9 protein-coding genes and 2 tRNA genes are annotated in these 5,121 nt (G+C 59.4%); 6 read left to right on the top strand and 5 right to left on the bottom strand.

The window, feature by feature from the left end:
• Positions 1-91: 91 nt before the first annotated feature.
• The gene (locus tag EN964_RS23865) at positions 92-850 is read left to right on the top strand and encodes a glycosyltransferase family 25 protein (protein ID WP_127270453.1); all 759 of its coding nucleotides are present in this window, start codon (positions 92-94) and stop codon (positions 848-850) included.
• Between the two features lie 45 nt (positions 851-895).
• Here EN964_RS23865 and EN964_RS23860 read toward each other — a convergent pair whose 3' ends face one another.
• Positions 896-1,684 carry a GGDEF domain-containing protein gene (locus EN964_RS23860; protein ID WP_127270779.1) on the bottom strand — a complete coding sequence of 263 codons (789 nt, stop codon included), beginning with the start codon at positions 1,682-1,684 and terminating at the stop codon, positions 896-898.
• A gap of 253 nt (positions 1,685-1,937) precedes the next feature.
• Positions 1,938-2,159, bottom strand: coding sequence for a hypothetical protein (locus EN964_RS23855; RefSeq protein ID WP_127270071.1), 222 nt, complete (start codon positions 2,157-2,159; stop codon positions 1,938-1,940).
• Positions 2,160-2,465: 306 nt separating this feature from the next.
• Between EN964_RS23855 and EN964_RS23850 the strand changes: the two genes are divergently transcribed.
• From EN964_RS23850 to EN964_RS23840, 3 genes are read left to right on the top strand one after another with little or no spacing between them, the layout of a single operon-like run.
• A complete protein-coding gene (locus EN964_RS23850; RefSeq protein WP_164749088.1) occupies positions 2,466-2,753 on the top strand; it encodes a hypothetical protein in 288 nt (95 codons plus the stop codon).
• A complete protein-coding gene (locus EN964_RS23845; RefSeq protein WP_127270073.1) occupies positions 2,750-3,031 on the top strand; it encodes a helix-turn-helix transcriptional regulator in 282 nt (93 codons plus the stop codon). The genes EN964_RS23850 and EN964_RS23845 overlap by 4 nt, the downstream gene beginning before the upstream one ends.
• 39 nt (positions 3,032-3,070) lie before the next feature.
• The gene (locus EN964_RS23840) at positions 3,071-3,349 is read left to right on the top strand and encodes a hypothetical protein (RefSeq protein ID WP_127270075.1); all 279 of its coding nucleotides are present in this window, start codon (positions 3,071-3,073) and stop codon (positions 3,347-3,349) included.
• An 86-nt stretch (positions 3,350-3,435) separates the two neighbouring features.
• Here the strand turns inward: EN964_RS23840 and EN964_RS23835 are convergent.
• Together EN964_RS23835 and EN964_RS23830 are read right to left on the bottom strand one after the other, a co-directional pair.
• Positions 3,436-3,512 (bottom strand) — tRNA-Arg (locus EN964_RS23835).
• Between the two features lie 47 nt (positions 3,513-3,559).
• Positions 3,560-3,865 carry an ETC complex I subunit gene (locus tag EN964_RS23830; RefSeq protein ID WP_023812590.1) on the bottom strand — a complete coding sequence of 102 codons (306 nt, stop codon included), beginning with the start codon at positions 3,863-3,865 and terminating at the stop codon, positions 3,560-3,562.
• A gap of 140 nt (positions 3,866-4,005) precedes the next feature.
• Here EN964_RS23830 and EN964_RS23825 point away from each other — a divergent pair.
• Positions 4,006-4,082, top strand: a tRNA-Pro gene (locus tag EN964_RS23825).
• A 93-nt stretch (positions 4,083-4,175) separates the two neighbouring features.
• The gene (locus tag EN964_RS23820; RefSeq protein ID WP_127270077.1) at positions 4,176-4,457 is read left to right on the top strand and encodes a hypothetical protein; all 282 of its coding nucleotides are present in this window, start codon (positions 4,176-4,178) and stop codon (positions 4,455-4,457) included.
• A gap of 14 nt (positions 4,458-4,471) precedes the next feature.
• Here the strand turns inward: EN964_RS23820 and hdaA are convergent.
• Positions 4,472-5,121: DnaA regulatory inactivator HdaA (gene hdaA / locus EN964_RS23815; RefSeq protein WP_127276789.1), on the bottom strand; the 650-nt coding region annotated here is incomplete at its 5' end.

The raw sequence follows: 5,121 nt of genomic DNA, 5'->3' as shown, positions 1-5,121 counted from the left end.
ATTTAGTTAAGCAAGTTATTTCAAGTTAGTTAAGCAAGTTATTTCAAGGTCAAGGCAGTAATTATCGACCGATAGCCTGTGGGGGGCATCAATGAAATGTATGGTTATTAACCTCGATCGGTCTCCCGATCGACTTGCCCATGTCACGGCTGAATTCGCGAAGGTTGGTGTTTCGTTCGACCGGGTTCCTGCCGTAGACGCGTTGCATCGACCGGAATTTGCTGCGACTTCACCAAGTTTAACTCCCACGGAAGCGGCTTGCCTTATGAGCCACAAGGTTTGCTGGACCATCATCGCAGATGGTGAGGATGCCTTTGGTGCGATCTTCGAGGATGATGTCCTGTTGTCCGAAGCAGCTGGCCCAATGCTTTCCGATGATGGATGGATTCCGGCCAACGCCGATATCGTCAAGCTGGAAACCTACCTAAAGAAAACCGTTATCGCGATGAAGCGCACCTGCGTCAGTCGGGTGTTTTCGGTTGTTAGGCTATATGGGTTCCACATCGGAGCGGCCGGGTACATCATTTCGAAGCAAGCAGCGCGCGATCTGATCGCCCGAAGTCTCGATGCGCCCGCCGATCACGTTATCTTCGATCCGTCGCTTCCGACATCGTCAAGCAAAGCGATCTACCAACTGTTGCCCGCACTGTGTGTGCAAAATGACCTTATTCGTGAGAAGGCCTTCGGGTTGACCAGCCTTCTTAGTGAGGAGCGGCTCGTGAGAGCCAGCGCAAATTCCGCTCCAAAGCGGAGTCCCGCGGAAAAGCTCCTGGTCGAAGCAAGGCGTATAAGTCGACAGATTTTCGATATCTGGCGCTTCAGGCGTGAGAAAACTATCTCTTTAGCGTGATGTCGGCAGCCAAAGCACTGCTGCGCGACGGTCCCGAGTCACCCATCAATGCACGGTGGCAACCCCGGGCAGAGGCGCCGGAGACGTTCCGGCCGGATCGAAGCTGACTTGATCGCGTCCGTTCGACTTGGCCGTGTAAAGCCTTTTGTCGGCAGCGGAGAAGATTTCCTCATAGGTGATCGGGCCGGTAAAGCTTGTGCCGCCGATGCTGACGGAAAGCGGACAAGGCCTGCCGCCGGGTGAGAATTCCATCTCCCTGATACGCCGGCGGATGCTTTCGGCGACCACCCAGGATTGCGAGGGGTCCACGCCGGGCAGAAACACGCCGAATTCTTCGCCTCCGATGCGGCCGACGATATCGCCGCCACGCAGTTGCCCTTTGATCGCCTGTGCTATCAGTTTGAGCGCCTGGTCTCCGCAATCGTGACCCAGGCGGTCATTGATCGACTTGAAGTGGTCGGCGTCGATGATCAGCAGCGCCCCCGAACGGGTCTGCTCCTGCTTTCGGGTCTGCTCGAGATAGGCTTCGACCAGCATAGAGAAGGCGCCACGGTTCAGCACCGCCGTCAGGCTGTCTGTCGCGGCGATGATGCTGAGATCGCGCTGCGCGATGGCCAGCTGGCGAATCTTCCACATCAGGAAAAACAGAAACGAGCCGCCCAGCACCAAAGGCAGCAACAAGTCGGTCATCTTCGCCCGCCACACGGCCTCGGGCGAAAGATAGGGGAAATTGAAGGAATCGACGAAGAACGCCACGGCAATGAAGAATGCAGTACCGACTACCGTGACAGCGATCACCCTGCCCCAGCTCGTCGGCGACAGATCGAGCTTCATCCCGTTCAACTCCGTTAGCCGTCGCTACTATGACGCACCAACCCAAACAAATTGATAAGACTTTCCCTCCAATTTCTGTCGGGCGGCGGAATCAAATCCACCCGCCAGCCCCGATCGGTGACTTGCGACGGAGGCTTGCGCAAACGTGCCACAAGACGGCCGCTGAAAGCAGCCATCCTGTTTCAGAGCTTGAAGGCGTGAGCCAATTGCCGGCCGGACAAGGGCAAAACGGCGCGCGAACCAGACCGCGTCGTCAGTTGAGCGTTGACTCACTCAGCGCATCGACGACAAAGGATGCCGCGATCAGGTCGTCGGCATCGAGGCGCAGGGAACCTCCGTCGCCTCCCATGGCTGAAGCCACTTTTTGAAAGGTTTTCATTTCGTATTCCGTGATCCGGGCGTCCTGCATCTTGGCCTTGAGATCGGCGATACGCCGATCCAGAGCCGAAGATATGCCTATTTCTCGCTTCGACATGGCAACACTCCTCCCCACCCTTGTTTGCCTCCCGCCTGTCCACTTTTATATGAGGGTTCTCGAATACAGCGGGCCGAACGCGCTGTGCGCAGGAAGGTTCCGAAAAGGCGGAGTCACGAAATAATACGCTGGCGCCGGGCGGCTGCCCGAGCCACGCCAACGCCTCATCACCGAACAGAGTTGGACGGCTTGCGGTATTTGCCGCTGTCGGGGCGACCCTGCATGGAGAAAGCTGATTCCGCGATTTTGTTATATCAGATCTAGCTAATCCTTGACGCCGGCAGATGACGCCCCAGAATCAGTGGCATGGCAATAAAGGTCGGCGACGAAGTGGCGGTCATGGCGACGGTGCTGAAGCGCGTCACGGAAGACCGCGTCAGCGTGTCGATCCCCGGTTACAATTTTCCGCATTCGGTCATTGATCCGGCGACCAGGCTGACCAAGGGCCAGCTGATGGAATTATCCGGCGGCGTTACGCGAATCGACGGCGACAAGGTCACGGTATCGCTCGGGACAATGGTCACAGTGGATAGGGACAAGGTACGCCTGGTGCAAAGCCATGTCCCGCCGAAGCGAAGGGATCTGAGGATGTGAACAAGCGAAGCTCCACCGTTTCAGGGATCCAGCCCCTTACATCCCAGCAGTGCAGAGCCGCACGAGCGATGCTGAAATGGTCGCAGGTGCGACTCGCCGCGAAGTGCGGCCTCAGCGAAGGAACGATTGGCAGTTTCGAGAGCGGACGAAGGATTCCGAGTTCGGCCAAGCTGGCTGCCATCCGTCGAGGGTTGGAGGCAGCAGGCGTGATTTTCGTCAATCAGAAGGCCGCAGTGACCAAGAGCGGTCCGCCTCGTCAAACTATCGGTGGAACATAATTTAGATATCGCTGTTAGAGCGCAAACGGGAGGCGAGCGATGTTCAAACGTGAAATCGGCATTGTTTCGGACTGGTCGAAATTGGTGGCGGACGATCCTCTGATCGCCGCCGATATAGCCCGGCGTTTTTCTGTGCGCGCTTGCAATGACAACGCCGCCGCCGACGACGACGTCCCGTGGCCCGGCACCGAAACCCGAAATCCCGACTTTGCCGGCCTCGCGACACCCGCCGAGTATCCTCGGCCGATCGTGCTTCTAGCGACGATCTATGCGTCGACGGTCCTGGGGGTAACGCTGCTTCTGGCCGCGGCGGTTTGAGCGCACGAGGCCCGATGCCGCTCTCTGAAAGCCCACGTCTCCGGTATAAACCGTAACCTATGTGTCCGGAACGGACCGAAAGGCTTTGGCGATCCCGACAGGATTCGAACCTGTGACCATCGGCTTAGAAGGCCGGTGCTCTATCCAGCTGAGCTACGGGACCGCTGGCCGGCCTTTGGGCCGGCTGGATATTCTGGCATTGGCCGCCGTTCAATGCGTCCAGGGCGTCCTGCGGTCATAGCGGAAATTCTCCGCATAGGAAATCTGGCGGCGCTTGGTCTCTTTCGGCTCTTCGACGCGGAAAGCGAGCCCTTGCTTTTCGGCGTAGGCTACCGCCTCTTCCCGCGTGTCGAAGCTAAGCCTGATCTGGCTTCTCATGTCTGCCGACGTCGTATAGCCCATCAGCGGATCGATCTTCTTGCGCGTCTCGGGATCGAATTCCAGCACCCAGTGGCCGGTCTTGGCCTTGCCGGACTGCATCGCGGTTTTGGCTGGGCTGAAAATGCGCGCGGACATGGCCACCTCGTTCTTGTGCAAGGCAGCATCGCCACCCTTCGCCCGTCATTACTGCGCAATGCGCACGGCGGCAAGGTTTTTGCTCTCGCAGGTTTTTGCACTTGCCATGCACCACCGAAATGAATAGGCAACAGACCGTTCGGAGTGTAGCGCAGCCTGGTAGCGCATCTGGTTTGGGACCAGAGGGTCGGGAGTTCGAATCTCTCCACTCCGACCATCCCCTCACAGCCCAATGCCCGGCGCAGCCATATGGTCACTTGCTCCGGCTCCGGTCGTGGATTCGTGGCCGGTTCGGCAACAGGGGGTTCAGATGCTTGGAATGGATGCCTGGGTGTCGCTTTTCGGACCGGCCTACTTTGCCTATGCCGGCATCACCGTTCCGTTCATGGTGACGTGGGCAATTGCCTGCGCCGCGCTGGCGATGTGGAACAACCGTGAAAGCCGCAGACAGGCGAGGCAGGCCCCAGGCGCCGTCGTCTCCCGCTCCTGGCGTGTCAGTATCGGAATGTTTGTGCTGGTCGCCGCCGGCTATATCGCCGCTCACTCTGCCGTCTACCTCGCGGTCCGTCATTTCGCCGTAATGTGGCTCTGAGACTGACCTCTCAGCTAAATCTCGAATTCGCCCTGCCCTTCATCCATGGCGTTGACGGTTTCGGCTGCCAGCGCCCTGGTGATCGGCGTCTTGCGTTCGAGCGCGGTCCGGTCGAGCCGCTCCACCACGCGCATCGCTGTCGCCAGCGAGCGCTCGATACGGCGGACCAGATACTGCACGACATGCGGTTCGACTTCGATCTGACGGTCGGCGAAGAGTTTTGTGATGACGCCGGCGAGCAGGAGATCGTCGGGCTCATGAATTTCGACTGTCGCCGCCGCTTTCAGCCGTGAGGCGAGATCAGGCAGCGTGACGCGCCAGGCGGACGGGAAGCGGCGCGCCGTCAGGAGCAGCGTCGACCCGGCACCACGCACCGTATTGATCAGATGGAACAGGCCCTGTTCATCGACCGCGCCGGTATCGACATCGTCGATCAGCGCCGGCCGCGCGCCGAGATTGGCAATGCTGTCGCCGATGCGCCTGGCGTCGACCGCCACCGCATTGACACGCGCGCGCCAGATCGAGGCCAGATGCGTCTTGCCCGAACCCGCGGGACCGGCCAGCACCACCACCGGCGATGGCCAGTCCGGCCAGCGGTCGACCAGCGCCACGGCCTGGTTGTTGGTGCCGGAGACGACGAGTTCGTCGCGCGAATAGCCGGTGC

The organism is Mesorhizobium sp. M7A.F.Ca.CA.001.10.2.1, from assembly GCF_003998575.1.
GTDB lineage: Bacteria > Pseudomonadota > Alphaproteobacteria > Rhizobiales > Rhizobiaceae > Mesorhizobium.
The sequence above is the reverse complement of the archived record's forward strand: the minus strand, read 5'-3'. Positions and strand labels throughout refer to the sequence as shown.

Coding starts and splice junctions, on each gene's coding strand:
- EN964_RS23865 (WP_127270453.1), top strand. CDS start 92: ATGAAATGTATGGTTATTAACCTCGATCGGTCTCCCGATCGACTTGCC.
- EN964_RS23860 (WP_127270779.1), bottom strand. CDS start 1,684: ATGAAGCTCGATCTGTCGCCGACGAGCTGGGGCAGGGTGATCGCTGTC.
- EN964_RS23855 (WP_127270071.1), bottom strand. CDS start 2,159: ATGTCGAAGCGAGAAATAGGCATATCTTCGGCTCTGGATCGGCGTATC.
- EN964_RS23850 (WP_164749088.1), top strand. CDS start 2,466: ATGGCAATAAAGGTCGGCGACGAAGTGGCGGTCATGGCGACGGTGCTG.
- EN964_RS23840 (WP_127270075.1), top strand. CDS start 3,071: ATGTTCAAACGTGAAATCGGCATTGTTTCGGACTGGTCGAAATTGGTG.
- EN964_RS23830 (WP_023812590.1), bottom strand. CDS start 3,865: ATGTCCGCGCGCATTTTCAGCCCAGCCAAAACCGCGATGCAGTCCGGC.
- EN964_RS23820 (WP_127270077.1), top strand. CDS start 4,176: ATGCTTGGAATGGATGCCTGGGTGTCGCTTTTCGGACCGGCCTACTTT.